This window comes from Sphingopyxis sp. P8, from assembly GCF_020622175.1.
Lineage (GTDB): Bacteria > Pseudomonadota > Alphaproteobacteria > Sphingomonadales > Sphingomonadaceae > Sphingopyxis > Sphingopyxis jiangsuensis.
In genome coordinates, this window is record NZ_JACNMK010000002.1 from 1,047,507 (window position 1) to 1,074,267 (window position 26,761).

A 26,761-nucleotide genomic window follows, 5' to 3' on the forward strand; every position below is an offset into this window, starting at 1 on the left:
GATTGGATTATCTGATGACCACACTCCACCCCACCATCGCCGCGGTGACCGACCGCATTATCGCGCGCAGCGTCAAGCGTCGCGCCGCCTACCTCGACCTGATGGAGCGCCAGCGCGACGCGGGAACCAACCGCGGCAACCTGTCGTGCGGCAACCTCGCGCACGGCTTTGCCGCAGCAGGCGACGACAAGCCCGTCATTCGCACCGGCGCCACGATGAACATCGGCATCGTCACCGCCTACAACGACATGCTCTCTGCGCATCAGCCCTATGGCCGCTATCCTGAACAGATAAAGCTGTTCGCGCGCGAAGTCGGCGTCACCGCACAGGTCGCGGGCGGCGTTCCCGCGATGTGCGACGGGGTGACGCAGGGGCAGGCGGGGATGGATCTGTCGCTGTTCAGCCGTGACAATATCGCGCAGGGCACCGCCATCGCCTTGAGCCACGCGATGTTCGAGGGCGCGCTTCTTCTCGGCATCTGCGACAAGATTGTCCCGGGCCTGCTCATCGGCGCGCTGCGCTTTGGCCATCTGCCGCAGATTCTTGTCCCCGCAGGGCCGATGCCCTCGGGGCTCGCGAACAAGGAAAAGCAGCGCGTCCGCCAACTTTATGCCGAGGGCAAGGCGACGCGCGACGAGCTTCTTGAGGCCGAGGCGGCAAGCTATCACGGCGCGGGTACCTGCACCTTCTACGGCACCGCGAACAGCAACCAGATGATGATGGAGCTGATGGGGCTGCACATCCCCGGCGCCGCCTTCACCAACCCCGGCACCAAGCTGCGGCAGGAACTGACGCGCGCCGCGACGCACCGGATTGCTGCGATCGGCTGGGACGGCGACGATTATCGGCCGCTCGCCCGCTGCATCGACGAAAAGGCGATCGTCAACGCGGCGATCGGCCTGCTCGCGACCGGCGGCTCGACCAACCATGCCATCCACCTGCCCGCGATCGCGCGCGCGGCGGGGATCGTCATCGACTGGCAGGATTTCGACGAGCTGAGCCGCGCGGTGCCGCTGCTCGCGCGCGTCTATCCCAACGGCGCAGGCGACGTGAATCATTTCCATGCCGCAGGCGGGATCGGCTTTGTCGTCCGCGAATTGCTCGACGCCGGGTTGCTCCATGGCGACGTGCTGACGGTTGGCGGGACGATGGCCGATTATTCGGGCGAACCCGTGCTCGTCGACGAGGAACTCCACTGGGAGGCCGCGCCCGCCGAAACGCGCGACGACACGATGCTGCGCCCCGTCGCCGCGCCCTTTTCGCCCGACGGCGGGATGCGCCTGCTCGCGGGCAACCTCGGCCGCGCGATCATCAAGACCAGCGCGGTCGACGAGGATCGCTGGACGATCGAGGCGCCGTGCCGGATTTTCGACGACCAGAACCAGGTGCTCGCCGCGTTCAAGGCGGGCGAACTCGAATGCGACGTCGTTGTCGTCGTCCGTTTCCAGGGGCCGCGCGCCAACGGGATGCCCGAACTGCACAAGCTGACGCCGGCCTTGGGTGTGCTGCAGGACAAGGGTTTTCGCGTCGCGCTGCTCACCGACGGGCGCATGTCGGGCGCGAGCGGCAAGGTGCCGGCGGTAATCCACCTCTCGCCCGAGGCGCTCCCCGGCCCCGATGGCACCAGCGGTCCGCTCGCCTGTCTTCAGGACGGCGACCTCGTGCGCGTCTGCGCGCGCAAGGGCGAAGTCGTAGCGCTCGTCGACGAGGCCGAATGGGTCGCGCGCACCCCCGCCACTGCCCCGCCGCCCGCGCTTGGGGTCGGTCGCGAACTCTTCGCGCTCTTTCGCCATCACGCCGACGAGGCCGAAAAGGGCGGGTCGGCGATTTTGGCGGCAATGGAGACGGTGGTCTGATTTCCGTCATCCCGGCGAAGGCCGGGGTCTCGACGGTGCGCAATGACGACAGGGTGATATCCCGGCCTTCGCCGGGATGACGAGAAAGAGAAGTTATTGATGACCGACAAAAGTATCGACCAGATCATGCGCCTCGCGCCCGTTATCCCGGTGATTGTCATCGACCGGGTCGAGGACGCGGTGCCGATGGCCGAGGCGCTCGTCGCGGGCGGCCTGCCCGTGCTCGAAGTCACGCTGCGCACCCCGGCGGCGCTCGACGCGCTGACCGCGATGAAGGCAGTGAAGGGCGCGGTCGTCGGCGCGGGAACCGTGCTCGATCCTGCGATGCTCGCCGCCGCGATTCACGCGGGCGCCGAGTTCATCGTATCGCCCGGCCTCACCGACAATCTCGGCAAGGCGGCAGTGGCAAGCGGCATTCCCTTCCTTCCCGGCATCGCCAATGCAGGCGACATCATGCGCGGGATGGACCTCGGGCTCGACCGCTTCAAATTCTTCCCCGCAGCGACCAGCGGCGGCATTCCGGCGCTGAAGGCGCTTGCGGGCCCATTCGGCCAGGCGCGCTTCTGCCCCACCGGCGGCATTACCCCCGCGACAGCTCCCGAATGGCTCGCGCTGGGCGCCGTACTCTGCGTCGGCGGCAGCTGGGTCGTCCCGTCGGGGCCGCTCGACCCGGCAACGATCGAGGCGCTGGCACGCGAAGCGGCGGGCCTCGCATCCTGACCCTCGCCCCGCATAGGCGGGGGCCGGCGTCGGCTTTCTCCTCCGTCGCCCAGTAAACCGGCAGCGGCCTCCGCCTGCGCGGGGGGCGGCGAATCGGGCGCCATTGATTAACCCCATCTTACCTGCCATCGTGCAGGGATAAGCGGCATTTGAAGCTGCTGGTGGGGAGGGTGCGTGCCAAGACCGCAGCCGCATTTGAAGGAAGTGCTCGCGTCGGAACCCGGCGCGCATATCGCCGCGCTGTTCGATTTCGACGGGACGATCATCGCCGGCTATTCGGCAACCGCGATGCTGCGCGAGAAGTTCGAGCGGCGCGAGATGTCGGTCGAGGAAATCGCCGAAACCGCGCAGGTGATCGCGCAGCATAGCCTGGGAGCGATCGGCTTTTCGGGGCTGATGACCGCCGCCGCCAAATTCATGAAGGGTGTCGACGAACAGAGCTTCATCGATTTCGGCGAGGAGCTCTACAAAAAGCACATCGCCCGCAAGATCTATCCCGAAACGCGCGCGATTATCGAGGCGCACCGGGCGAAGGGTCACCGCGTTGCGATCATTTCGTCGGCGACGATTTACCAGATCGAACCGACGGCGCGCGACCTTGGCATCACCGACATCAAATGCTCATCCTATGAAATCGAGGATGGCGTGTTCACCGGCGAAATCATCCGCCCCTTGTGCTTCGGTGAGGGCAAGGTGCTCGCGGCCGAGGAGCTTGCCGAGGAATATGGGCTCGATCTCGACCAGAGCTATTTCTATTCGGACAGCGACGACGACATCGAACTGCTCGAACGCGTCGGCAAGCCGCGGCCGCTCAACCCCAATCTGAAACTGAAGGCCATTGCCGACGAACGCGGCTGGCCGGTGCAGCGTTTCGCGAGCCGCGGCACGCCAAGCTGGGTCGACTATACGCGCACTATCTATGCGACCGGATCGCTCGTGGGCGCCTTTGCGGCGGGCCTGCCAATTTGGGCGCTCACGCGTTCGCAGCGCGAAGCAGTCAACTTCTCGATGGGATTGTTCGGCGATTTCGCGACCGCGATCACCGGCGTCGAGCTGGAGGTCGAGGACGAGCGCCACCTCTGGTCGTCGCGTCCGTGCGTCTTCATCTTCAACCACCAGAGCAAGGCGGACGTGATGATCCTCGCCAAGCTCATCCGCCGCGACATGGGCGGGGTGGGGAAGAAGGAGATCAAGAATATCCCCATCCTCGGCAAGCTGATGGAATGGGGAGGCACCGTCTTCGTCGATCGCGCCGACGGCAAGAGCGCGATCAAGGCGATGGAGCCGCTCGTCGATGCGATTCGGCAGGAAGGCAAGTCGATCTGCATCGCCCCCGAAGGGACGCGCAGCCTGACGCCGAAGCTCGAACCCTTCAAAAAAGGCGCCTTTCACCTCGCGATGCAGGCGGGCGTCCCCATCGTCCCGATCGTCATTCACAATGCGACCGACGTTGCGCCGAAGAACGAGTTCGTGATGCGCCCCGCGACGGTGCGCGTCACCGTGCTGCCGCCGGTCGACACGTCGGGGTGGAGCGCAAGGACGATCAACGCGCATGTCCGCGACGTGCGGAACATGTTCCTCCGCACCTTGGGCCAGCCCGAAGAGCGCGCGGCGGAATCGGTGGCGAAGGAACCAGCGGCCAAGGCCGCGGCTCCCAAGGAAAGGACAGAAAAGCCGAATGCCCAGAAGGCGGCGACCAAAAGCCCCGCCAAGAAAAAGGCGCCCGCTAAAAAGACCTCCCCGCGAAAGGGAAGGGCGGCTTAAAGCATGACCTACCTCGTCATTGCGAGCGAAGCGAAGCAATCTCCAGCTAGCAATCTTGCGAGTTCGATGGCTGGAGATCGCCGCGTTGCTACGCTCCTCGCGATGACGGAAAAGGTGTAAGCCGTGGCCGAAGGCGCGCCTCGCACCCCCTTCACGGCGGAGCAGGCGGCCGACCGGCTCTATATCATCGACGCGCGCAACGGCGTCGAACGGCGCATCCTGCTCGACTGGATCCACGCCACTTGCGACGATGGCAAGCCCGCATGGACCAGCCTCGACATCGAGGATGGCGACCATGCGCTGCCGGTCGAAATGCTCCAGGCGCGGCTCGACGGCGCGCCATCGCGCGAGGTCGTGCCGCTGCGCGTCGCGTGGCGCATCCCCGGCTTTGACCGCGACCGCGCGCTCAAATTCCGCCACCTGATCTTCGGTGATCCGCGCCATCCGGGCGCGTTGCGCGCGCGCCTCATCCTGCTGCGCGACCGGCGCCGCGCGCAGATATTGGTGGGCAAGGGGGCGACGCTCGCAGCGCTGCGCGAACGCTATTGTCGACAGACCGGCGGCGGTGCGGGTGCGGGCGCCGACAGCCCCGAATTCGCGGGCTTCGTTGCGCGGCAGGCGGGGCTCGCGCTCGACGCCGCCGAACGCGGGGTGCGCGGCAGCCGTTACAAGGTGCCGCGCTTCGTCGCCTATGGCCTGCGCACCAGCCCGGCCTTTCGCGCCGCGCTCGCCGATCTGTCGGCAGAGATCGGCCGGTCGGCGAACGACCTCTACCGCGAGGCGCGGCCGTTGATGAAGGAGGTGATCGCGCGGCCGTCGGCGCTGTTCCTCGATCTGCGCGCCCGGCTCGATCGCATGATGTTCGGCGGCTATGCGCCCGCGATGGAGATCGACGCCGTCGAACTTGCGCGGTTGCGCGCCGTTTTGCGCGAGCATCCGACGGCGATCCTCTTCACGCACAAAACCTATATCGACGGCGCGACGCCGAGTCGCCTTGCCTATGAAAACGACCTGCCGATGCTCCACAGCTTCGGCGGTGCCAATCTCGATTTCGCGATCATGGGCGGCTTTTTCCGGCGATCTGGGATGATCTTCATCCGTCGCAGCTTTCAGGACCAGCCGGTCTACAAGCTGGTGCTGCGCCACTATATCGCGTGGCTCCTTGCCAAGCGCTTCCCGCTCTCCTGGGCGTTCGAGGGCACCCGCTCGCGACTCGGCAAGCTGATGCCCCCCAAATATGGCCTGATGAAATATGTGCTCGACGCCGCGCATGCGACGGGGACGCGCGGCGTGCATTTCGTGCCTTTTGTCACCAGCTTCGACCTCATTCGCGACGTCGAGGAATATGCCGCCGAACAGACGGGCCGCAACAAGAAGCCCGAAAGCCTCAGCTGGTTCCTGGGCTATATGAAAAGCCTGAAGGAGCCGTCGGGGCGCATCCGTCTCGACATCGGCGAACCCATTGTGATCGACGAGGCGCCCGGGCCCGACGACCGGCGCGCGCTCGAAAAGATCGCCTTTGCGGTCGCGGTCGAGGCGAACCGCGTCACCCCGCTCACCGTGACCTCGGTCATGTGCCTGATCCTGCTCGGCCTTGCGCCGCGCGGGGCGACCTCGGCCGAGCTGCTCGCCGCCATCGCGACGCTCACCGACTGGGCGCGGGCGCGCGGCATCCGTCTCAGCCGCGAGCTCGAGACGGGCGATCAGGCCGCGCTCTCGGCCACCGTCGACACGCTCGTCGCCAGCGGACTGCTCACGCGTTACGAAGCGGGCAGCGCGAATATCTATTCGATCGACCCCGACAAGCACCCGATGGCGAGTTATTACCGCAACATCATCGCGCATCATTTCCTCGACCGCGCGATGATCGAGCTTGCCTTGTTCGAACTGCGCGATGCCGAGGGTGGCAATTTCAACGCCGCCTTCTGGGCCCGCATCGACCGGCTGCGCGATCTGTTCAAATTCGAATTCTTCTATCCCCCGCGCGATGAGCATCGCGTCGCACTCGAGGCCGAGCTTGAACGGATCGATCCCGTCTGGGACCGCCGTCTCGCGAGCGGCGCGAGCGGCGCCGCGGCGCTCATTCGCCGCTGTCAGCCCGTAGTCGGCCACGCGGTGCTGCTTCCCTTTGCCGAGGCCTATTCGGTCGTCGCCGAGCTGCTCGCCCGCGCCCAGCCGGGGGAGGATGTCGATGCGAAGGCGTTGCTCGACGCGGCGCTCGTCGAGGGAAGACAGGCCTATCTGCTCCGCCGGATCAGCAGCGAGGCGGCGATCGGCAAGCTGCTCTTTGAAAACGGCCTGTCGCTGATGCGCCACATGGGCCTCGCCGACACCGCCACTCCCGAAGGGCTGGTGGCGCGCCGCGCGCTGCTCGCCGAACTGCGCGGGCTTGCAAATATGATGGAACGGATGCGCCTGACGACGGCGGCGCTCGCGGACAAGGTGGCGGGGGTCGATCAATGAGCGCGCCCCGCCCTACATCGTCATCCCGGCGAAGGCCGGGATCTCGACCTCGATATATAACGCACCGGCGAGATCCCGGCCTTCGCCGGGATGACGGCAGATTTGATTTCAGAGGAACCTGACATGCTCAAACAGCTCAGCGCCCAGGACGCCCAGTTCCTCTATACGCAGACGGCGAACAATCTGACGCACATCATGGGCGTCTATATCTATGACCCGTCGACGGCGCCCGGCGGCTTCGTGCGGTTCAAGGACATCATCGCGCACGTCGAAAGCCGCGTCGATACCTCGCCATTGTTCAAACGGCGGCTTCACCGGCTGCCCTTCGACCTCGACCATCCCTATTGGGTCGAGGACGAGCATTTCGACATCGAGGCGCATATGAGTCACGCGCGCCTGCCCGAGCCCGGCGACTGGCGCCAATTCTGCATCGCGGTCGCGCGCCATTTTTCGAAACCGATGGATATGAACCGGCCGCTTTGGGACATCTACGTCATCGAAGGGCTCGACCGCATTCCGGGCATCCCCAAGGGCAGCTTCGCGATGCTCCACCGTGTCCACCACGCCGCGGTCGATGGCGCATCGGGCGCGCATGCTTTCATCGCGATGAGCGACATCGATCCAAGGGGGACGCCGGTGATCGCCGATCCGCCGCCGCCCGAAGACCTCGGACGTGCACCGTCGAGCGCCGAGACTGTGACGCGCGCATGGGGCGCCTCGCTGCAATCGCCGGTCAAGTTCATGAATGCGCTGATGAAGATTTCGCCTGCAATTGTCTCGGCGGCGCGTAAGTCGATGGCCGATGGCGGCATGACCGCGGGCGTCCCCGAAACGCGCTTCAACGTCGCGGTCGGCCCGCACAAGATGTTCGATGGCACCTCGGTGGCGCTCGCCGATGTAGCCGAAGTGCGCAAGAAGGTGCCCGGCGCAACGGTGAACGATGTGGTCCTGACCACGGTCGGCGGCGCGCTGCGCAAATATCTCGCGAAGCACAAGGAATTGCCGAAAGAAAGCCTCGTCGCGGTCGCGCCGATCAACCTGCGCGGAAAGAGCGGCAAGGCGTCGACCCCCGGCAATCAGGTATCGGCGATGAGCGTTCCCGTGCGCACCGACATTGCCGATCCGCTCGAACGGCTCGCCGCGATCCGCGACTATACGGTAGAGGCCAAGGAAGCGAAGGCCGGCGTCAGCGCGCGGATCATGACCGACCTGTCGCAGCATATTCCCGGCGCGACGATGGCCGCGGTCGCGCGGCTGCTCACCAGCGAGCGGTTCGCGGTGCGCGGCACCAATCTCTTCATCTCCAACGTCCCCGGCGCGCAGGTTCCGCTCTATCTCGCGGGCGCGAAGCTTGTGATGCAGCACGGCATGGCGCCGCTCGCAAACAATATGGGCCTGTTCGTCGCGACCCCCAGCTATAACGGTCGCATCGCCTTTTCGATCATCTGCGAACGGCAGATCATGCCCGACATCGCCTTTTTCCGCGAATGTATCGACGACAGCTTCGCCGAACTGATGAAAGCGACGCCGAAACCCGAAAAGGCAAAAGCCGCTGCGGCAAAACCGAAAGGAGCGCCCAAACCGGCGCGGAAGTCCAAGACTGTTTCCAAACCGGGCGCCAAGCCAAAGGCAAAGCCGAAACCGGCGGCGAAGGGAGGCAAGAACCCCGCCTCTTCGTCATCCCGGACTTGATCCGGCATCCATGACGCCGGAGCTGTTATGGGTCCTGGATCAAGCCTGTCCTGAGCCTGTCGAAGGGTCCGGGATGACGGCAGTGGGGAAGGCCGATGTCAAAATAGTTGCCAAAGGCAACGCAACCCGCAAGACTCGGAAAAACAGACCATGCTCTCGCAGGATTACCGAATGATATTTGCCCCGACGCTCAGCGCCGACGCCGAGCTTGCCAAGGCGACCGACTATGCGGCGTGGGCGAAAGCCGCGCGCGAGCACGACCGGAAATCGGGAATGCAGGCGTGGCGCGATGCCGACGAAAGCAAGCATTTCGACTTTCGCGCGATCCGCGCCCGCCTCCAGAAATTGCGCAAACTATCGGCTGCGAACGATGTGAAGGGCCTGCTCTTCGTCCTCAACGAAGGCATCCACGGCAATGTCGACGGCATGGGGCACGAACGCCTTTATCAGAAGGCGCGCTTCGGCACGAAAAAGCTCATCGAGGCCTATGTCGCCGAAGTCGTGTCGGCGCTCGACGCGATCGCTGCCTCGCGCGCCATCCCGCGCGCCGAGAAGCGCGACTTCTTCCGCCGCGCCCAGCATTGCTATGGCCGTTCGGCGCTGCTGCTGTCGGGGTCGGGCAGCTACCTCTTCTTCCACGTCGGCGTCGTCCATGCGCTCTGGTCCGAAGGCGTGCTGCCGAACATCCTCGCCGGATCGAGCGGCGGGTCGATCGTCGCGGCGATGGTCTGCACGCGCAAGGATGCCGATGTCGGCGCTTTCCTCGCCAGCGACCGCCTCGCCAATCCCGACCGCGATCCCGAACAGCGGCGCCTCGCGTCCGAAGAGGTGCGCGCACGCCTCGCCGCGCTGATCCCCGACCTGACCTTTCAGGAGGCCTATGAGCTGAGCGGACGGCACCTCAACGTCTCGGTCGCGCCCGCGCAAAAGCATCAGAACGGCCGCCTGTTGAACGCGATCACCGCGCCCAATGTGCTGATCCGCGAGGCGGTGCTCGCATCCTGCGCGGTTCCCGGCGTCTTTCCGCCGGTCATGCTGATGGCGCGCGACGATAGCGGCGCGCGCATTCCCTACCAGCCCGACCGGCGCTGGGTCGACGGGTCGGTGACGCACGACATTCCGACCAAGCGGCTCGAGCGCCTGTACGGCGTCAACCACCATATCGTCAGCCAGGCGAACCCGCTCGCGCTGCCCTTCGCGACCGACACGCGCAAGCAGATGGCGCCGATCGAGGCGATCCAGCACGCGTCGATGGCGACCTTCAAGGCATGGCTCAACGCCAATATGGTGATTTTCCAGAAGCCGCTCGAAATGGTGCCGCCGCTCAACAGCCTCGCCAATCTCGCGCGCTCGGTGATCAACCAGGAATATACCGGCGACATCAACATCATCCGGCCCGCCAAATATTGGTCGCCGACCAAGATCTTGTCGGACCTTGCACAGGACGACATCGACGAACTGATCGACACCGGCAAGCGCACCGCCTGGCCCAAGATCGAGATGGTGCGTACGCAGACCGCGATCAGCCGCGCGCTCGACGCAATCCTGGCAAAGATCGACAAGGGCGGCGACGACGGCCCCGGCCATCGCAGCGCGGCGCTCAAAAAGGCGGTGCGTTGACCGCCGCATCGGTCATCCTGCCCGCGGATTCGGCCGGGGCGGGCGCGAGACTGCACGTTACCCGCTGGCTTCCCGCGGCGGCGCCCAAGGCCATCGTCCTTCTCGCGCACGGCTATGCCGAACATGCCGGGCGCTACGGTCATGTCGCCGCGCGGCTCAACGAAGCGGGCTATGCCGTCTATGCCGTCGATCATTGGGGGCACGGCCGATCCGACGGAACGCCCGGTTTCGTCCCGCGCTTCTCGGCCTATCTCGACGGGATGCGCGAGCTTCTGACGCTCGTCGAGGTCAATCATCCCGGCACCCCGCGCCTGCTTCTCGGTCACAGCATGGGCGGATTGATCGCGACCTTGCTGCTGATCGAGCGGCAGGACGCCTTCGCCGCCGCCGCGCTCTCCGGCCCCGCCATCCTTCCCGCCGAGCCGCCGTCGCGCTTCACCGTCTGGATCAGCCGCTTCCTGTCGCGCGTCTTTCCGCGCCTCGGCGTGCTGGCGCTCGACGCGAACGGCGTCAGCCGCGACCCCGCCGTCGTCGCCGCCTACCGCGCCGACCCGCTCGTTTATACGGGCAAGATCGGCGCGCGCTTGGGTCAGGAGTTCATGGATGCGATGGCTGCGGCCCGGGCGGGCGCGCCGCGGATCGCGCTGCCGATCCTGCTCCAGCACGGCGCCGACGACCGGCTCACCGCGCCCGAAGGCTCGCGCTTCCTGTTCGACCATGTCGCGTCGGCGGACAAGAGGCTCAAACTCTACCCCGGCCTTTATCACGAGATTTTCAACGAGCCCGAACAGGCCGCGGTGCTCGGCGAACTGGTCGCATGGTTCGACGCGCATGTGCAATAGGCCCCTCCCCTTCAGGGGAGGGGTTTGGGGTGGGGTCGTGCGGGGTAGCGCAAGGCCGATTGGCCCACCCCGCTGCGACTGGCGGGCGACAGCCCGCAAGTCTCGCAACCCCTCCCCTGAAGGGGAGGGGATGAAAGGATCGCTATGAAACTCCTCCTCATCCTCATCGCCGCGCCGCTGATCGCGCTCGCCATCCTCTATTTCGCCTTCCCCGAACGGCTCGTTGCGCTGATGCGGTCGCTGGTGCGCCGCCGCGGGCGGCTCGTGCAAAAAAGCGTCACCGTCGACGGTCGCAACTGGCCCTATCTGGAGGGCGGCGACCCGTCAAAGCCCGCGCTGGTGATGGTTCACGGCTTTGGCGGCGACAAGGACAATTGGACCTTCTACGCCGCAGGGCTGACGCGCGACTATCGGCTGATCGCGCCCGACCTTCCCGGCTTTGGCGAAAATGACCGCGACCCGGCGCTGCCCTATGACATCGAAAGCCAGGCGGCGCGGCTCAAGGGCTTTCTCGATGTGCTCGGGCTCGACCGCCCGCACCTTGGCGGCAACAGCATGGGCGGCTGGATCGCGCTGCGTTTCGCGCTCGACTATCCCGGCCGTTTGCGCACCTTGACGCTGCTCAACAATGCCGGCGTGACGGGCGCGAACGAAAGCGAGCTGCAGAAGCTTTCTGCCGACCGGGACTTTAACCCGCTGGTCATCGCGAATCTGGAAGATGCCGACCGGCTTGTCGCCTTTGTCGTGCACAAGCCCGTCTATGTCCCGTCGCGCCTCAAGCCCGTCGTCTATGGCGACGCGCTCAAATATCGCGATCTGCTCGACCGGATATTCTGGGTGATCGCCGACGAGATGGAGGCAAAGCCGCTCGACGACCGGCTCGGCGAGGTGAAGGTGCCGACGCTGATCATCTGGGGCCGCCACGACAAGCTCATCGACGTCAGCTGCGTCGCGACGCTCGAAAACGGCATCGCGAACAGCCGCAGCCATGTCTTCGACCATGTCGCGCACGTCCCGATGATCGAGGCCCCGAAAGCGACCGCCGAGGTCCAGCGCGCGTTCCTGGCGGAGCATCCTTAGCGGGACGCCGTTCATCGTTAAATCGTCATCCCGGCGAAGGCCGGGATCTCGCCCTTGCGTAGAGCTGCACCGGCGAGATCCCGGTCTTCGCCGGGATGACGAGTGAGTGGCGCTTGCCAACCCCCCAATCCCGCGCCACTCTCCCCTCAAAACAGGGAGAGGGACATGCGCCTCAACGTGGGCCTGCTCGGCGGGGGAAGCTGGGGAACGACCGTCGCGGCGCTGGTGTCGCGCAACGCGCCGATCACGCTGTGGGCGCGCGACGCCGAAACGGTCGATGCGATCAACCGCGACCATGAGAACCGCAAATATCTCTCGGGCATCAAATTGCCCCCTGCGCTCCGTGCCACCGGCGACATTGGTCAGGCGGTGGCGGGGGCCGACGTGCTCGTCATGGGCGTGCCCTCGCACAGCTTTCGCGGCGTTCTGGAGGAAGCGCGCGCGCATCTGCGCCCGTGGGTCCCGGTGATCAGCCTGACCAAGGGGCTCGAACTCGCGTCGGGCAAACGCATGACCGAACTGATCGAAGAGGTGCTGCCCGGCCACCCCGTCGGCGTTCTCACCGGACCCAATCTGGCGCGCGAGATCATGAGCGGGCAGGCGGCGGCGAGCGTGCTGTCGATGGAGGACGAAATCGTCGTCCGCGCGCTCCAGCCCTTGTTCCACTCGGGGCTGTTCCGCGTTTACACCAACACCGACCTTCTGGGCTGTGAACTCGGCGGCGTGCTCAAGAATATCGTCGCGATCGCGGTGGGCATGGGCGACGGGCTGGGGGCAGGGGACAATACACGCGCCGCGCTCATCACGCGCGGCCTGTCCGAAATCACGCGGCTCGGCGTGGCGATGGGCGGGCGGCCGGAAACTTTTGCCGGGCTCACCGGGATGGGCGATCTGATCGCGACCTGCACCAGCCCCTTGTCGCGCAACCGCCATGTCGGCGTCGAACTCGGCAAGGGGCGGCACATCGACGCGATCATCGCCGACATGCACATGGTGGCAGAGGGCGTCAAAAGCGCCCCGACGGTGATGGCGCTCGCCGACCGCTACGGCCTCGACATGCCGATCGCGCGCGACGTGTTCGACGTGACGCAGGGAAAACGCAGCGCGCTCGACGTGTTTCGCGGCCTCCTGCGCTCGTCGGTCGGCGACGAAGCGCACCCCGGATAGGCGCGTCGGCACGCGATTCCACCGCGAGCCGTGAAAAATCGGCGGTGGGACGGGAATAAATCGGCCGCCTCCTTCGTTGCTCTCCTGACCACAGGGTCCACAAGGAGAATGACGATGAAAACATGGACGACTTTGGCCGCAATCCTGGCTGTTCCCGCGGGCGTCGCCGCCGCGGCGGTCCCCTATCATGCGATGCCGGCTGGCTTCGAGCGCCCCGAAATCCGCTCGGTCCCCATCGCCGGGATCAAGAACCAATATTGGTTCAACTATCAGGCCGACATCCTCGAAGCCGAAAAGGAACTGGTGAGCGACCTGCGCCGCGCGACCGACCGCGAGGACCGCTGGGACGCGTGGGACGAATGGGCGAACGAGATCGTCGATGCCGACAAGGACTATGTGAAGGAAATGCGCAAGAAAGGCTATCGCGCCGGCCGCGTCACGGTCGGCTGATCGCCGCACCCATCCCCGGCCTCGCCGGGGTCACGGGAGGGCGGGCGCAGCGATGCGCCCGCCCTTTTTCGTGGGTGTTCGCGCCGCCGCGAAGGCAGACGGAGCGCGTTCAACCGATTGCCGCGGGGGTTGTAACTTGCTTCTGCCGTGGCCATCTACGGTCTAGCTACCAGTCGCAATCGACGGTCCCGAGGGCCATTTTCATCCCTCCCTTCTTTCTTTTTCGTCTCTTAGCCCGCGATAAGCGGTCGATGATGATTGCTCGCGCCCGAAAGAAGGAACATTTTCATGACATATTATGGCAAGATTCAGAGCTACGACACCGGCAAGGGTGCGGGAACCATCACCCCCGACAAGGGCGGCGACAACCTCGCGTTCGTCAAGGCCGATCTGCAGCAGGAAGCCGCCGAACCCAAGGTCGGCCAGCACTTTGGATATGAGACCCGCCAGGTCAGCGGTGGCAAGGCGCAGGCGGTAAAGCTCCAACAGTCACAGGGCCAGCCGACTGAAAAGCAGCAGGGCTGATCGAATATCGGCCGGGAGTCCGTCGACCCAGACGCTCCCGGCCGATCGTCCCGTCTCGCCATATTGCCAAGGAAAGAGTCGATGGATCTCAACGAACTACTAGGCGCCCATCAACTCGAATTGATGAAAGCGAGCGCATCCTGCGACGCCTCGACCCGCGAGGGTCATTTCACTCGGGTCGCATTTTATGCCAACCGTATCCAGAAATTGAGAGATTCCTACCATATGCGCAGCCCGATCATGCGGCCCGTATTGCAGGAAACCCTGATCTGCGAACTATATGCTGGAGATTCCGCGTCAGATCGCCAGACCGACACATTGGAATGCTGGAAAAGCGAAGGCGAAGCCCTCTATTCTCCCCGCCCGCGCTTCCACCCTGCATCACGCGCCGCACGTTCGCCTTCGGCGTCCAGCGGTTCCCCCGCCATCATCGCGGCGGATGCGGCAGCGAGCGACGCCGACGACGCCTGGCGATAGTCGGTCGCCGGCGATCCGCGCAGCGTCTGTTCGAGTGTCCAGCCTTCGCCCTCGCGGCACGCGATGCCGTCGACCGCCGCGCTTTCGAAGCTGCGGCAATAGCGCCCGTCCTGCGCGCGGAAGCTGAGGCCGATCCGCGTCGCCGCGTCTGCCGGCTGGTTCGACGCGAGCTGCGTGTCGAGCGCGTTGGCAAGCGGCCCCGATGCGACGAGCGCGCCGCTTTCGACCGCGACCGGGCTTGCCGGTCCCCACGGCTGCATGCCGACGGTCAGCCCAAGCACCAGCGCGGCGGCCATCGCGCCCCACTGCATCGCGCCCCATTGCCCGCCAAAGCGCGCTTGTCGCGCCGCGCGGCGCTCGGCGAGGCTCGTGTCGACCGCCGCTTCGGCCCGAAGCAGCTGCGTCAACCGGTCGGGCAGCGGCTCGTCGAGCACCGGCGCGAAATGCGACCGCAGCCGGTCCTTCAATTCCCGCTGGCGCCTTATCTCCGCCGCGAGCGCCGCGTCGTTCGCTGCCTCGCGTTCGATGCGGCGCGCGGTCAGATCGTCGAGTTCGCCATCGACAAAGGCGGCGATGGTCGCAGGATCGTGGGTCATGCCGCTTCTCCCAGTATATGCATCAATGCCTCGCGCCCCCGCGCGAGACGCGAGGTGACGGTACCGATCGGCACGTCGAGGATTTCGGCGGCTTCGCGATAGGCATAGCCTTCGACGAGGACGAGCATCACCACCTCGCGCTGCTCGTCGGGCAGGCGCGCCATCGCGCTGTCGACGTCGCCCGCGAGCGCACCCGCCTCGACCTCGGCGGCGCCGTCGCCCGCGACCTGCGTCACGGCATCGTCGATCGGGTCGTGCTGCCCGCGGCGTCCTGCCGCGCGGCGGTCGTCGATCCAGAGGTTTCGGGTGATGCGGTACATCCAGCTATCCAGTCTCGTTCCTTGTTGCCACTGTTCGCGCGATTTCAGCGCGCGTTCGATCGCCGCCTGGCAGAGGTCGTCGGCATCGCTGGCATCGCGCGTCAGCCCGCGCGCAAAGCGGCGGAGGCGCGGCAGCAATTCGACCAGTTCCTCTTCAAAGCGCATGATCGCCTTTTCGATTGTTTGTGGATGAAACGACGCCCTTCTATCGTTTCTTCCGCATCATGCTAAATTTTTTGCGCGCGCGCCGTTCAGCGCGGTGCAACGGACGGACGGTTAAGGACGGTCGATGGCCAGTTGGAAAAGCCTTGTCGCACTCGCTGCGCTCGCCATGACGGCGGCGGGCTTCGGCGCGTCGGCGCAGATCGGCCTGCCAAGCGTCCAGATCCCCGACGCCGCGCGCAACCTGCCGCCGCTGCCCGATGTGGTGGGTGAGCCGCTGATCGCGGTGGGCGAGCGGCTCGACCGGCTGCGGCTCGACCGGATCACTGCGCTGCTGCGTGCCCACCCCGACCGGGTCGAGCTCGACCGCAACGATCAGCCGGCGGTACGCGGCGTCCTTGTCGCGACCGGGGTCGACGCCGCAATGGCGGCGCGCGTGGCGGCCGAAGGCTTTGCCATGATCGACCGCGAGCGCGTCGACGGTCTCGACATGGAAATCCTCCGCTTTCGCGTCCCCGATGGCCAAAGCCTCGCGCGCGCGCAGAAACGGCTGCAAAAGCTGCTTCCGGGCGCCGCGGTCGATGCCGACCATCTCTATTTCACCAGCGGCCCCGGCGGCGCGCTCCCCGCAACGGCGCTTGCCAGCGGAACGGCGGGCTCCGGCGCGCTAGGGCTGATCGACGGCGGCGTTGCCGCGCATCCCTCGGTTGCGGGGCGCGTCGAGCAGCGCGGCTTCGCAAATGGCGCGCCGAGCGCCAGCCGCCACGGCACCGCCGTCGCCTCGCTCCTCGTCGGCAGCGGCAGCGTGCGCGGCGCGGCTTCGGGCGGGCGGTTGCTTGCCGCCGACGTCTATGGCCGCGACCCCGCGGGCGGCAACGCCACCGCGATCGCGCGCGCGCTCGGCTGGCTCGCCGAAAACAAGGTCCCGGTGACGACGATCAGCCTTGTCGGCCCCGACAACCGGCTGCTCGGCGTCGCGGTATCGCGCGCGCAGGGGCGCGGGATGCTGATCGTCGCGGCGGTCGGCAACGACGGCCCCGCCGCGCCGCCCGCCTATCCCGCCGCCTACAAGGGCGTGCTCGCCGTTACCGGCGTCGATGCCAAGGGCAGGGTGCTGCCCGAGGCGGGGCGCGGTGCGCATGTCGCTTTCGCCGCGCCCGGCGATGGCGTGCTTGCTGCGACCGCTGCCGACGCGACCGACCGCCTGCGCGGAACGTCGTTCGCCGCGCCGCTCGTCGCGGGGCGTCTCGCACGCCATTATCGCAGCCCCTCGATCCCCGCGATCGAGCGTGCGGTGCGCGCCCTGATGGCCGAGGCGCGCGATCTCGGCAAAAAGGGACGCGACAAAATCTACGGCCACGGGCTGATTTGCGCCGATTGCGCCGGGCGCTGACAACCTGCCCGTCTTTTTCGCCGTCATTGCGAGGAGCGTAGCGACGACGCAATCTCCAGCGATCGTTGGTGCACCCGCGAGAGCTGGAGATTGCTTCCCCCGGCTGCCGCCGGGCTCGCAATGACGCCGTACCAATTCGACCGGAAAAAATTTCATCGTCCGGGGAAGAAAGCCCGGAGCGCCATCGTTCTCCTCCCAAGCCCACCCCTCCGGGCTGAAAAGTAAGGAGACGAAAAATGGCTAACCGTAATCTCATTCCCGCCGCCGCGCTGATGGCGTCGGCGCTCGCATTCGCAATGCCCGCTTCGGCGCAGCTGCTTGGTGGCAGCGGCGGCCTCGGCGGCAATCTCGGCAGCACCATCGGCGGGACGCTCGGCAATCCGACCGGGCCGATCGGCGGCACCATCGGGACCGCGGGTGACGTCACCGGCTCGGGTCGCGGCGATGCCAAGGTCGACCGCCGCTCGGGCCGTGTCCAGGGCAGCGGCGGCGCCGATGCGCGCGGCAGCGGTTCGGCCGATGCGTCGGGCGACCTGCTCGGCAGCACGCTCGGCGGCAGTGCTTCGGGCTCGGGCAATGCCTCGGGTCAGGGCAGCCTCGACGCCCAGCTCATCGGCACCGATCAGGTCGGGCAGACGGCGCGCGGCGCGGTCGGCACCGCCAAAGGCGCGGCAGCCACGGCGACCGGAACGGCGCGCGGCGCCGCGGGTCAGGCCGTCGGAACCGCCAGCGGCGCGGCCTCGAACGTCTCGGGCAGTGCGAACGGCGCCGCCTCGGGCGCGGGCGCCTTTCAGGGCAGCCTCGGCCAGCTCGCCGCCCAGGGTAGCGGCGCGGCCAGCGGCGAAGGCATGTTCGCCATCGCCCCCGGAATGCCCGTCACCGATCCGCGCGGCAAAGTGATCGGCCATGTCCAGTCGCTCCGCCAGACCGGTCGCGGTGTCGTCGAGGCGGTGACCGTCGAGGTCGGCGACCGCGTCGCGACGCTTCCTGCCGCAAGTTTCGCGGGATCGGGCGACGTCCTCGTCAGCGCCATGACCAAGGGTCAGCTGAAGGACGCCGCCAAGGAACAGGACAATGCCGACTAACCCCAAGAAAGGGGCACCGGCGCCCGCGACCCTTCGATAGCGCCGGTTGATACTGGGCGGGCCCGCTGCGGCCCGCCCATTTTTTCTGGACGAGAGCCCGATCGACGCGCGAAAACCATCCGAAACGCGCCACCACACCGATGGAAATGCAAAAAATAATGCTTGTGGGTCACGGCTTTACCGGCGCATCCCATGCCGACCGGTCTTCCCCGCGCAACTATCGCCTGTCCCGCGAGTATTCATGTGCCAGATGGGGACACGCGGCCGCGTGGGCCTGTCTGCGCAGTTTGAAGGAGTAGGCTATGGGTGCCGTTTCGAATAATCAAAGACTGACACTGCTGCTCGCGATGCTCGCGGTGCCGCTGACGGGCAGCATTGCCGCGCGGGCGCAGGATGCGTCCGAGGATGACGTGATGGCCACGGTCTATGCCGCGCGCGTCCCGGCGCTTGCCGGCCTCGCCGAAGGACCGAAGATCGACGGTATCATTTCGGCGCGTCAGGGCAACCGGATGCAGGTCACGACGACCGACGGCACCAGCACGACGATTGCGATCAGCGAAGAAACCAAGATCAAGGCAAAGGGCGGCTTCCTGGGCCTGAACAGCAGCAAGGTGGCGGCCAATTCGCTGCTCAACGGCCTGCCGGTTGCCGTCGAAACGCGCCAGTGGGAAGGTGGCCTCGTCGCGAGCGAAGTCGACCTGAAGAGCAAGGATCTCCGCACCGCGTCGATGATCCATGTCGGCACCGACCAGCGCTTTGCCGAACAGACCGCGGCAACCGACGCGCTGCGCGCCCGCGTCGGCGACATCGACCAGTATAATGTCAAGAGCACCACCGACGTCCATTTCGATGTCGGCAAGGCCGTGCTGTCGGAACAGGCAAAGGCCGATCTGTGCGCAACCGCCTCTGCCGCCGCCGCGACGGATAATGCGCTGCTGCTGGTCGTCGGCTACACCGATTCGACGGGCAGCCAGGAATTCAACCAGGTGCTCAGCGAAAAGCGCGCCGGCCGCGTGGTCAACCATCTGCAGCAGGCCTGCGGCTGGAAACCCTATCGCATGCTGACGCCGACCGGCATGGCCGAAGCCGATCCGGCGGCGAGCAACGACACGCCCGAAGGCAAGGCGCAGAACCGCCGCGTCGCGGTCAACGTCCTCGTCAGCAAGAGCGTCGACGGCCTCTAACTGCGGAAGGGCGCTGCCCGACCGAAACCGACATGGCGGGAAGCGCAAATCCGGGCGCTTCCCGCCATTGTCATTTCTGCGCTGGCTGGGCCTCAGCCAGCAGCGCCGTCGCCTCGTCGCCCTGCCAGTCGAGTGCGCCGACGACGCGCCACACTTCCTTGCCCGCCGCATCATAAAGCACCGTCGTCGGCAGCGCGGCGTTATAGGCGTCGAGCAGCCCGTTCTCGGGATCGAGATAGGGTTGCAGCGTCTTGAGCCCCGCCTTCTGGAACCAGGGATCGACCACCTTGGCGCCTTGCAGATCCTGCGCGACCGCGATTACGGCCAAATCCTTGCGCGCGGCGGCCAGCGCGTCGAGCGTAGGCATTTCGGCGACGCACGGCGCACACCATGTCGCCCACAGATTGACGAGCAGCGGGCGTCCGCGAAACTGCGCCAGCGTCACCGGCGCATCGTCGGGGCCGCGAAACGAGTTCGCTGGGGCGGGCTCGCCGCGATGCGTGCGGTCGACCTGATGCTCAAAGGAGCCGATCGCTTTATCGTGCGACAGATTTGCTTGCGCGCCAGCCGCTTGCCCGTCGGCCTGCTTTTCCCTATCGCAGCCCGCGATCGATCCGGCCATCAGCAGGGCCAGGACGACAAGACAAGGGCGCGGGACGCGGTGGATGACCAATTCTCCGGACAGTAACAGCATGTGGGGCGGCCGCTTCGGTGGCGGACCCGCTGCAATCATGCAAGAGATTAACGCCTCGATTCCCGTCGACAAGCGGTTGTGGGAAGAGGATATCGCCGCCAGCCGCGCCCACGCTGCGATGCTCGGCGCCTGCGGGATCATCGGTGCCGAGGATGCCGTCCAGATCGACCGCGGACTCGCGCAGATTGCCGACGAATTTGCGAAGGACGGCGTTCCCGTCGATCTCGCGCTCGAAGACATCCACATGACCGTCGAATCGCGGCTCAAGGAACTGGTCGGCGAACCGGCCGGTCGGCTCCACACAGCGCGCTCGCGCAACGATCAGGTCGCGACCGATTTCCGTTTGTGGACACGCACCGCGTGCGACCGCATCGATGCGGGGCTCAAGGCGCTTCAGGCGGCACTGCTCGCGCGCGCCGAAGAGCATGCGGACAGCATCATGCCCGGCTTCACGCACCTTCAGGTCGCGCAGCCGGTGACGCTCGGCCATCACCTGCTCGCCTATGTCGAAATGGCGCGCCGCGACCGCGGCCGTTTTGCCGATGCGCGCCGCCGTCTCAACGAATCGCCGCTCGGCGCCGCCGCGCTCGCGGGGACCGGCTTTGCGATCGACCGCAACGCGACCGCCGCCGTGCTCGGCTTCGACCGCCCGATGGCGAACAGCATCGACGCCGTGTCCGACCGCGACTTCGCGCTCGAATTTTGCGCCGCCGCGTCGATCGCCGCGATCCACCTGTCGCGCATTGCCGAGGAAATCGTCATCTGGGCAAGCCAGCCCTTCGGTTTCGTCAGCCTGCCCGACGCCTGGTCGACCGGCAGCTCGATCATGCCGCAAAAGCGCAACCCCGACGCCGCCGAACTGGTGCGCGGGCGTGCGGGACTGCTCCTCGGCGCATTCCAGCGGTTGGCGGTGATCGTGAAGGGGCTGCCGCTCACCTATTCGAAGGATTTGCAGGACGACAAGGAGACGCTGTTCGGCGCCTTCGATGCGCTCGCGCTGTCGCTCGCCGCGATGACGGGCATGGTCGAAACCCTGGCTTTCCGCACCGACCGGATGCGCGCGCTCGCCGCGTCGGGTTATTCGACCGCGACCGATCTTGCCGACTGGCTGGTGCGTGAAGCCGGCGTGCCGTTCCGCGAGGCGCATCATGTCGTCGGCGCCTGCGTCAAGCGTGCCGAAGAGCTGGGCGTCGAGCTGTCGGCGCTGCCCGCATCCGACGCCGCGGCAATCCATGCGGCGGTGACTCCCGAAGCGCTCGCCGCGCTGACGGTCGAGGCGTCGGTCGCGAGCCGCACAAGCTATGGCGGCACCGCGCCCGAGCGGGTAAGGGAAGCGATCGCCGCGGCGCGCGCCGCGCTGGAAGGACAGGATTGATGGCGAACCACCGCTCCATCATCACGATATTTGCCGCCGCCGCATTGCTCGGCGCATGCGGCGCAAAGGAAGATCTGAAACCGCCGGCAGGTGAACCCGGCCCGGCAGTCCCCCTGGGCGCGACCCGCGCCCCGACGACGGAGGAGCTCACGACGCCTGACGCGCAGGCCCGGCCCGCGCGCAGCGACGAACTTCTCAAACGCTCCGAACGCCGCGAACCCGACGAATTTGATCTGCCCCCTCCGGGCTGATCGCACCCAGCTTCAATCAGTCCGTTCGTGTCGAGCGTAGTCGAAACACCCATTGAAATCATGTGCCCGAAGGGCATCTCGACTTCGCTCCGTGCGAACGGTTCAGAATAACAGGAACTGACTGTGGACCATTTCCAATATCGTGACGGCATCCTTCACGTCGAAGACATCCCGTTGCCGCGCATTGCCGAAGAAGTCGGCACTCCCGTTTATGTCTATTCGCGCGCGACGCTCGAACGCCATGCCCAGACATTCCGCGACGGGCTCAAGGACGTTCCGAAGAAGCATCTTGCCTTCGCGATCAAGTGCAACCCCAACCTCGGCGTGCTGCGCGTGCTGGCGCGGCAGGGCTATGGCGCCGACGTCGTGTCGGGGGGCGAGCTCGAACGCGCGCTCGCCGCGGGCATGGCGGCCGAGGACATCGTCTTTTCGGGCGTCGGCAAGACGCGCGCCGAACTTGCGCTCGGCCTCGATCGCGGCATCGGCCAGTTCAATATCGAGCATGAACCCGAAGGCATCGCGCTTGCGGAAATCGCCGTCCAGAAAGAGATGACCGCGCGCGCCGTGCTTCGCGTCAACCCCGACGTCGATGCGGGCACCCACGCCAAGATTTCGACGGGCAAGGCCGACAACAAGTTCGGCGTCGGGATCGACGTCGCGCCAGAAATCTTCGGTCGCCTCGCGGGGCTTCCGGGGTTGCAGCTTCGCGGCGTGGCGCTCCATATCGGCAGCCAGCTCACCAGCCTCGCCCCGCTCGAGGCGGCGTTCGAGCGCGTCGGGCGCCTCGTCGCCGACCTGCGCGCCGCCGGACACAGCATCACCCATGTCGATCTCGGCGGCGGCCTCGGCGTTCGGTACCGCGAAGGGGACAATCCCCCGACCCCCGCCGAATATGGCGCGATGGTCGCGCGCGTGACAAAGGATTGGGACGTCACGCTGATGTTCGAACCCGGCCGCGTCATCGCGGGCAATACCGGCGTTCTTTTGACCGAGGTGCTGTGGGTCAAGCCCGGCGCGACCAACCCCTTCGTCGTCGTCGACGCCGCAATGAACGATCTCACCCGTCCCGCGCTTTATGACGCGCACCATGATTTCGACGCCGTCAAGCGCAGCGGCGACACGATGACCGCGTCGATCGTCGGCCCGGTGTGCGAAACGGGCGACACCTTTGCCCGCGACCGCGAGATCGACACGGTCGCCCCCGGCGACCTTGCGGTGTTTCGGACCGCCGGCGCCTATGGCGCAACGATGGCGTCGACCTACAACAGCCGCAGCCTCGTCCCCGAAGTACTCGTCGATGGCGACCGCTACGCCATCGTCGCCGACCGCATCGCGGCGAAAACCATCATGGCGGCCGAGCGCGTGCCCGACTGGCTCGATTGATACAGCGCGGTTGCGTGAATAGGCGGCGACGCTATCTTTTCTTCGTCATGCCGGATTAAGTCCGGCATGACGATAAAAAGGGCAAATTCATGCACCAACTCCCCATCTTCCTGAACCTGACCGGCCGCAGCGTCGTGCTGGTCGGGGAGGGGGAAGCGGCGGATGCCAAGGCGCGGCTGATCGAGCGGGCGGGCGGGCGCGTCGTGTCCGCGTGGGAACAAGGCGCAACCATCGCCTTTGTCGCGCTCGACGACGAAACCGAAGCGCGCGCCGCCGCCGAGCGGCTGCGCGCCCACGGCCTGCTCGTCAATGTCGTCGACCGGCCCGCGCTGTGCGATTTCACCACGCCCGCGATCGTCGACCGTGCGCCCGTGACCATCGCGGTCGGCACCGGCGGCGCATCGGCGGGGCTTGCGAAGGCGGTGCGCCAGCGGATCGAGGCGCTGCTCCCTTCGCGGCTCGGCGCGCTGGCACAGGCGCTCCACGCCGCGCGCGCCGCGATGAAGGCGCGCTGGCCCGACGCCGCGAGCCGCCGCCGCGCGATCGACGCCGCGCTCGCCCCCGGCGGCGCGCTCGACCCGCTCGACGATAGGGCAGCGGAGCGCATCGACGACTGGCTCGCCGCCCCCGCCGAAGTTGGCGCATCCTCGCGCCTCGAAACCGTCCGCCTCGCCGGCCCCGACCCCGACGAGCTCACCCTGCGCGCCGCACGCCTGTTGGGGGAGGCCGACCATATCTTCCACACCCCCGCCGTCCCCGCCGCGATCCTCGACCGCGCGCGCGCCGACGCGGTGCGGCAGGTGGCCGATGCGCCGCCCGAAGCGCCCCCGCCGGGACTGGTGCTGTGGGTCACCCTCGGCGGGGAAGGCTCATAATTCCAGCAATCGTCATCCCGGACTTGATCCGGGATCCAGGCGACGCCGCGTGACAGATCCCGGATCAAGTCCGGGATGACGACCGTTCAAACGCACCGCCCCCAATCTCCCGCTTGCCAACCCCGCCCCACGGCGCAAAGTTTGCGCAACAGCATCTCAAGCCGCGCTCGCCGAAATGGGCTGGACGATCGGCGATCCCGACGGCGGCTTCGGCCGCTATCAATGCGTCGAACAGCGGATGGACGGCGACACCCGCGTCTACGCCGCCGCCAGCGAAATGCGCGCCGACGGCTGCGCACTGGCTTATTGAGGGGGCCAAACTCTTCGTCGCCCCGGACTTGATCCGGGGGCCATTGCTTTAGCGCCGCGCAAGAGGATGTTGGATCGGCGCTGCGCTCGTGTCGAGTTCGGCCCGATACTCGTCAATCAGCCGCTGGCTCAAGAAAATCTCCCCGCCACCTAATGCCGCCGCACATCATTATGCGCCACCTCTTCGCGTCGTTGGCTTGGGGCGAGGTCTGATGCTCCGCGCGCTCCGCACTTCCTCCCGAAAATCCGCTTTCCTACATTATCCCGCCGTGCCACCCTCGGTCCATGGCTCCCCATCCGCTCTCCCGTCTGCGGCGGCTGCAATCGCGGCTGCGGCGTGCTCTGCTCGCACGGCCGACGCCGCAGGTCCGCAAACGGCAAAATAATATAATCGCGAGTGAAGTTGCGCAGTTTTCCGCCATTTCACGCCTCGCGCCTTGCGCCGCGCGACGGCGGGTCGTGGCTCCGCCTCTGGCAACCGAAAAAAACGCGATTGCGAGTAAAGTTACGCAGTTTTCCGCGCCTTTTCGCATCTTGTCCGCGGGCTGCTGCGCGCTGCTGCTGACAGCGCCGCAAACCCCTGCTAACGGCGCCCGATGACGACTCCCCTTTCGCACATCCGCAATTTTTCGATCATCGCGCATATCGACCATGGCAAGTCGACGCTCGCCGACCGGCTGATCCAGTTCACCGGCGGGCTGACCGAGCGCGAAATGTCGGCGCAGGTGCTCGACAATATGGATATCGAGAAGGAGCGCGGCATCACCATCAAGGCGCAGACGGTGCGCCTCAACTATACCGCGAAGGACGGCGAAACCTATCAGCTCAACCTGATGGACACGCCGGGGCACGTCGACTTCGCCTATGAAGTGTCGCGGTCGCTGGCGGCGTGCGAGGGCGCGCTGCTCGTCGTCGACGCGGCGCAGGGGGTCGAGGCGCAGACGCTCGCCAACGTCTATCAGTCGATCGAGCATGACCATGAAATCGTGCCGGTGATCAACAAGATCGACCTGCCCGCCGCCGACGTCGACAAGGTGAAGGCAGAGATAGAGGATATCATCGGTCTTCCCGCCGACGACGCGGTGCTCGCGAGCGCCAAGTCGGGAATCGGGATCGAGGAGGCCTTGGAAGCCATCGTCGCGCGCATCCCGCCGCCCAAGGGCGACGCCGCCGCGCCGCTCGTCGCGATGCTCGTCGACAGCTGGTACGACCCTTATCTGGGCGTCGTCATCCTGATCCGCGTGATCGACGGCACCTTGAAAAAGGGCCAGCAGATCAAGTTCATGCAGGCGGGCACCACCCACCTCATCGACCGCGTCGGCTGTTTCACCCCCAAGCGCACCGACCTCGTCGAAATCGGACCGGGCGAGATCGGCTTCATCACCGCGCAGATCAAGGACGTCGCGCAGGCGCGCGTCGGCGACACCGTCACCGACGCCAAAAAGCCTGCCGCGGCGCCGCTCGCGGGGTTCAAGGAAGTCCAGCCCGTCGTCTTCTGCGGCCTGTTTCCGACCGACGCGAACGACTTCGAGAAACTGCGCGAGAGCATCCAGAAGCTGCGGCTCAATGACGCGAGCTTCTCGTTCGAGATGGAGAGCTCGGCGGCGCTCGGTTTCGGCTTCCGCTGCGGCTTTTTGGGGCTGTTGCATCTCGAGATCATCCAGGAGCGGCTGACCCGCGAATATGACCTCGACCTCATCACCACCGCGCCGTCGGTCGTGTACAAGCTCAAGCTGGGTCACACCAAGAACGAGGCGGCGAAGGAGATCGAGCTCCACAACCCCGCCGACATGCCCGACCCCAACCGCATCGACGAGATCGAGGAGCCGTGGATCGAGGCGGTGATCTATGTCCCCGACGATTATCTCGGCCCGATTCTGAAGCTCTGCCAGGACCGGCGCGGGGTGCAAAAGAACCTCACTTACGTGGGCGGCCGCGCGCAGATCACCTATGAACTGCCGCTCAACGAGGTGGTGTTCGACTTCTACGACCGGCTCAAGAGCATTTCGCGTGGCTATGCGTCGTTCGACTATCACCAGATCGGCCACCGTCCGGGCGACCTTGTGAAGATGAGCATCCTCGTCAACAACGAGCCGGTCGATGCGCTGTCGATGATCGTCCACCGCGGCTCGGCCGAATCACGCGGGCGCGGCATGTGCGAGCGGCTGAAGGACCTGATCCCGCGCCACATGTTCAAGATCCCGATCCAGGCGGCGATCGGCGGCAAGGTCATCGCGCGCGAAACCATCGCCGCGCTGCGCAAGGACGTCACCGCCAAATGCTACGGCGGCGACGCGACGCGCAAGAAAAAGCTTCTGGAAAAGCAGAAGGAAGGCAAGAAACGAATGCGCGAATACGGCAACGTCAACATCCCGCAAGAGGCCTTTATTGCCGCGCTGCGGATGGGCGACGACGCCTGATTGCTGGATTAACAATCACCGCAATTGTCGTTCAGCTTCGGTTCGGAAGAGAAAGCAG

The 26,761-nt window shown here is 66.3% G+C and carries 22 protein-coding genes and 1 pseudogene; 20 read left to right on the forward strand and 3 right to left on the reverse strand.

What is annotated here, in order from left to right; genetic code table 11:
- The first annotated feature begins 14 nt into the window (after window positions 1–14).
- From edd to H7692_RS13485, 11 genes are all read left to right on the forward strand, one after another.
- Complete coding sequence (edd, locus tag H7692_RS13435) at window positions 15–1,856, forward strand: phosphogluconate dehydratase (RefSeq protein ID WP_222137137.1); 1,842 nt, start codon at window positions 15–17, stop codon at window positions 1,854–1,856.
- A 99-nt stretch (window positions 1,857–1,955) separates the two neighbouring features.
- Window positions 1,956–2,576, forward strand: a complete 621-nt coding sequence (gene eda, locus H7692_RS13440) for a bifunctional 4-hydroxy-2-oxoglutarate aldolase/2-dehydro-3-deoxy-phosphogluconate aldolase (RefSeq protein ID WP_222137138.1) — start codon at window positions 1,956–1,958, stop codon at window positions 2,574–2,576.
- Between the two features lie 174 nt (window positions 2,577–2,750).
- On the forward strand, window positions 2,751–4,340 hold the full coding sequence (locus H7692_RS13445; RefSeq protein ID WP_222137139.1) for an HAD-IB family hydrolase: 1,590 nt from the start codon (window positions 2,751–2,753) through the stop codon (window positions 4,338–4,340).
- 123 nt (window positions 4,341–4,463) lie between these two features.
- Window positions 4,464–6,803: a glycerol-3-phosphate 1-O-acyltransferase gene (locus H7692_RS13450; RefSeq protein ID WP_227340340.1), complete on the forward strand. Its 2,340-nt coding sequence runs from the start codon at window positions 4,464–4,466 to the stop codon at window positions 6,801–6,803.
- A gap of 123 nt (window positions 6,804–6,926) precedes the next feature.
- A complete protein-coding gene (locus tag H7692_RS13455; protein WP_227340341.1) occupies window positions 6,927–8,495 on the forward strand; it encodes a WS/DGAT/MGAT family O-acyltransferase in 1,569 nt (522 codons plus the stop codon).
- A gap of 171 nt (window positions 8,496–8,666) precedes the next feature.
- Window positions 8,667–10,115, forward strand: a complete 1,449-nt coding sequence (locus tag H7692_RS13460) for a DUF3336 domain-containing protein (protein ID WP_201927769.1) — start codon at window positions 8,667–8,669, stop codon at window positions 10,113–10,115.
- Window positions 10,112–10,957, forward strand: coding sequence for an alpha/beta hydrolase (locus H7692_RS13465; RefSeq protein ID WP_227340342.1), 846 nt, complete (start codon window positions 10,112–10,114; stop codon window positions 10,955–10,957). The genes H7692_RS13460 and H7692_RS13465 overlap by 4 nt, the downstream gene beginning before the upstream one ends.
- A gap of 144 nt (window positions 10,958–11,101) precedes the next feature.
- Window positions 11,102–12,037 carry an alpha/beta fold hydrolase gene (locus tag H7692_RS13470; protein WP_227340343.1) on the forward strand — a complete coding sequence of 312 codons (936 nt, stop codon included), beginning with the start codon at window positions 11,102–11,104 and terminating at the stop codon, window positions 12,035–12,037.
- A gap of 165 nt (window positions 12,038–12,202) precedes the next feature.
- The gene (locus tag H7692_RS13475) at window positions 12,203–13,204 is read left to right on the forward strand and encodes an NAD(P)H-dependent glycerol-3-phosphate dehydrogenase (RefSeq protein ID WP_201927764.1); all 1,002 of its coding nucleotides are present in this window, start codon (window positions 12,203–12,205) and stop codon (window positions 13,202–13,204) included.
- Window positions 13,205–13,318: 114 nt separating this feature from the next.
- On the forward strand, window positions 13,319–13,654 hold the full coding sequence (locus H7692_RS13480) for a hypothetical protein (RefSeq protein WP_201927762.1): 336 nt from the start codon (window positions 13,319–13,321) through the stop codon (window positions 13,652–13,654).
- 288 nt (window positions 13,655–13,942) lie between these two features.
- Window positions 13,943–14,179, forward strand: coding sequence for a cold-shock protein (locus H7692_RS13485; RefSeq protein ID WP_201927760.1), 237 nt, complete (start codon window positions 13,943–13,945; stop codon window positions 14,177–14,179).
- Window positions 14,180–14,529: 350 nt separating this feature from the next.
- Here the strand turns inward: H7692_RS13485 and H7692_RS13490 are convergent, their stop codons facing one another.
- Together H7692_RS13490 and H7692_RS13495 are read right to left on the reverse strand one after the other, a co-directional pair.
- Entirely contained in the window at window positions 14,530–15,252 is a 723-nt protein-coding gene (locus H7692_RS13490; protein ID WP_222137144.1) for a NepR family anti-sigma factor, read from the reverse strand.
- A complete protein-coding gene (locus H7692_RS13495) occupies window positions 15,249–15,737 on the reverse strand; it encodes an RNA polymerase sigma factor (RefSeq protein WP_222137145.1) in 489 nt (162 codons plus the stop codon). Before H7692_RS13495 ends, H7692_RS13490 begins: the two co-directional genes overlap by 4 nt.
- A 124-nt stretch (window positions 15,738–15,861) precedes the next feature.
- Between H7692_RS13495 and H7692_RS13500 the strand changes: the two genes are divergently transcribed.
- From H7692_RS13500 to H7692_RS13510, 3 genes are all read left to right on the forward strand, one after another.
- A complete protein-coding gene (locus H7692_RS13500; protein WP_222137146.1) occupies window positions 15,862–17,127 on the forward strand; it encodes a S8 family serine peptidase in 1,266 nt (421 codons plus the stop codon).
- A gap of 236 nt (window positions 17,128–17,363) precedes the next feature.
- A complete protein-coding gene (locus H7692_RS13505; RefSeq protein WP_222137147.1) occupies window positions 17,364–18,212 on the forward strand; it encodes a hypothetical protein in 849 nt (282 codons plus the stop codon).
- A 302-nt stretch (window positions 18,213–18,514) separates the two neighbouring features.
- The gene (locus H7692_RS13510; RefSeq protein WP_201927750.1) at window positions 18,515–19,396 is read left to right on the forward strand and encodes an OmpA family protein; all 882 of its coding nucleotides are present in this window, start codon (window positions 18,515–18,517) and stop codon (window positions 19,394–19,396) included.
- A 70-nt stretch (window positions 19,397–19,466) separates the two neighbouring features.
- Here the strand turns inward: H7692_RS13510 and H7692_RS13515 are convergent, their stop codons facing one another.
- On the reverse strand, window positions 19,467–20,018 hold the full coding sequence (locus H7692_RS13515) for a TlpA family protein disulfide reductase (RefSeq protein ID WP_227340344.1): 552 nt from the start codon (window positions 20,016–20,018) through the stop codon (window positions 19,467–19,469).
- Window positions 20,019–20,088: 70 nt separating this feature from the next.
- Between H7692_RS13515 and argH the strand changes: the two genes are divergently transcribed.
- The 6 genes and pseudogenes from argH (at window position 20,089) to lepA (ending at window position 26,703) form a co-directional block, all read left to right on the forward strand.
- On the forward strand, window positions 20,089–21,465 hold the full coding sequence (gene argH, locus H7692_RS13520; protein ID WP_222137365.1) for an argininosuccinate lyase: 1,377 nt from the start codon (window positions 20,089–20,091) through the stop codon (window positions 21,463–21,465).
- The gene (locus H7692_RS13525; RefSeq protein ID WP_201927748.1) at window positions 21,465–21,716 is read left to right on the forward strand and encodes a hypothetical protein; all 252 of its coding nucleotides are present in this window, start codon (window positions 21,465–21,467) and stop codon (window positions 21,714–21,716) included. Before argH ends, H7692_RS13525 begins: the two co-directional genes overlap by 1 nt.
- A gap of 123 nt (window positions 21,717–21,839) precedes the next feature.
- On the forward strand, window positions 21,840–23,099 hold the full coding sequence (gene lysA, locus H7692_RS13530; RefSeq protein ID WP_201927747.1) for a diaminopimelate decarboxylase: 1,260 nt from the start codon (window positions 21,840–21,842) through the stop codon (window positions 23,097–23,099).
- An 89-nt stretch (window positions 23,100–23,188) separates the two neighbouring features.
- Complete coding sequence (locus H7692_RS13535; RefSeq protein WP_222137149.1) at window positions 23,189–23,974, forward strand: bifunctional precorrin-2 dehydrogenase/sirohydrochlorin ferrochelatase; 786 nt, start codon at window positions 23,189–23,191, stop codon at window positions 23,972–23,974.
- Between the two features lie 151 nt (window positions 23,975–24,125).
- Window positions 24,126–24,284, forward strand: a pseudogene (locus H7692_RS13540) (gamma-glutamyltranspeptidase); the annotation flags it as partial.
- A 595-nt stretch (window positions 24,285–24,879) separates the two neighbouring features.
- A complete protein-coding gene (gene lepA / locus H7692_RS13545) occupies window positions 24,880–26,703 on the forward strand; it encodes a translation elongation factor 4 (RefSeq protein WP_222137150.1) in 1,824 nt (607 codons plus the stop codon).
- Window positions 26,704–26,761 lie beyond the last annotated feature (58 nt).